Source organism: Flavobacterium sedimenticola (assembly GCF_030053345.1).
Classification (GTDB): Bacteria; Bacteroidota; Bacteroidia; order Flavobacteriales; family Flavobacteriaceae; genus Flavobacterium; species Flavobacterium sedimenticola.
This window is the reverse complement of sequence record NZ_JASGBP010000020.1, coordinates 1-1,438: the sequence shown is the minus strand read 5'-3', so window position 1 is coordinate 1,438 and position 1,438 is coordinate 1. Positions and strand designations below refer to the sequence as shown.

At 47.9% G+C, this 1,438-nt stretch carries 1 protein-coding gene; it reads right to left on the bottom strand.

The genetic code is table 11. The features are described 5' to 3' along the window. Nucleotides 1–1,379, bottom strand: a 1,379-nt coding sequence (locus tag QHT84_RS14110) for a T9SS type A sorting domain-containing protein (RefSeq protein WP_283240216.1), incomplete at its 3' end; no start/stop codon positions are given. Between the last annotated feature and the right edge of the window lie 59 nt (nt 1,380–1,438).

Below are 1,438 nucleotides of genomic sequence, written 5' to 3'. Positions count from 1 at the left end.
CTAACCACCACCTTGCCATGAGCATGCAATACCAAAAGATACATCCCTTTAGGTAAGACTAGAGGAAGGGCAGCCTGCAACCGGCTACCCGCTACCGGGTTACTGCGATACACTACTTTGCCGGTCATATCATATATTGTCACCCCATTGACCATTTCACTGCCCCGATACGAAAACTGCAATACCTCTTGCACCGGGTTGGGAGCGATCATCAGTTTTACGCTCTCAAAGTCTTCATTGCTTAGGGTACACCCCGGCACGGTGATAGCGGTAGGCTCACTCACGGCTGTCGTTCCGCCATTACCCAGTTGGCCAAAGTCATTCGACCCCCAGGTATAAATAGCACCATTGGCCTTTTGAGCTATACCGTGATTAACTCCTCCGGTTACCCTTACCCAGTCGGTATCGGTACCTATTTGCACGGGTTGGGTTCTGTTCGTGGTGGTACCGTCACCCACTTGTCCGGTATCATTACGCCCCCAGCCCCACAGGGTGCCGTCACTCTGTATTCCATAAGAGGTGCTGTGTCCGGTACCAATATACACCCAGTTGGTATTGGTCCCTACTTGCACCGGGGTATCTCTAAAATAAATGGTAGGAAAGGTATCTCCGGCTTGTCCGTAATTCCCGGCACCCCAACCCCACAAGGTTCCATTGGTTTTCAAAGCCAAGGCATGTGCGTTACCCACACTGATGGTGGCCCAATCGGTTTCCGGGCGCAGCTGGGTGGGGTATTGTCGTGAGCCTACATTCGAAGGGCCGACCAATCCGGTACTATTACCACCCCAGCCCCATAAGGTCCCATTGCTTTTTAAGGCTAAAGCGGTACGAACAATTCCGGCAGTTTGAATGAGTACCCAATCGGTATCGGTACCAATTTGTCCCGGAGACAAGCGGTTACTGCAACAAGTGCCATCACCCATCTGATAACTGTCATTTTGTCCCCAGCCCCATAGGGTTCCGTTGGACTTAAGAGCGATGGTAAACCCATTACTGGCAGATACTTGCGTCCAATTGTTATCTGTACCAACCTGAGCAAAAGTATTTATATAGTTTATGGTGCTTCCTATACCCAATTGCCCGGTAGAATTATTACCGGAACACCATATAGTGCCATTGGTTTTAATGACAAAAGTATTATAAGGCCCGCAAACTACTTTTTGCCAATCGATGGCAGGACTAATTTGGGTAGGGATATAAAAATCAGCCTCGCTGCCGTTACCCATCTGCCCAAAGTTAGAAGAACCCCAGCCCCATAGGGTGCCGTTGGGTTTAAGGCCTAAATTAAAATAATCTCCTGAACTGATACTGCTAAAGCATTGGGCATTAATGCCAAGGGCATAGCCTAAAAATCCTAATACGAGTAGTTGTTTTTTCATCAATTGCGTTTCCTTTTATCTTGAGAAATATTTATTCTTTGACAAATTTTTCGCTAACC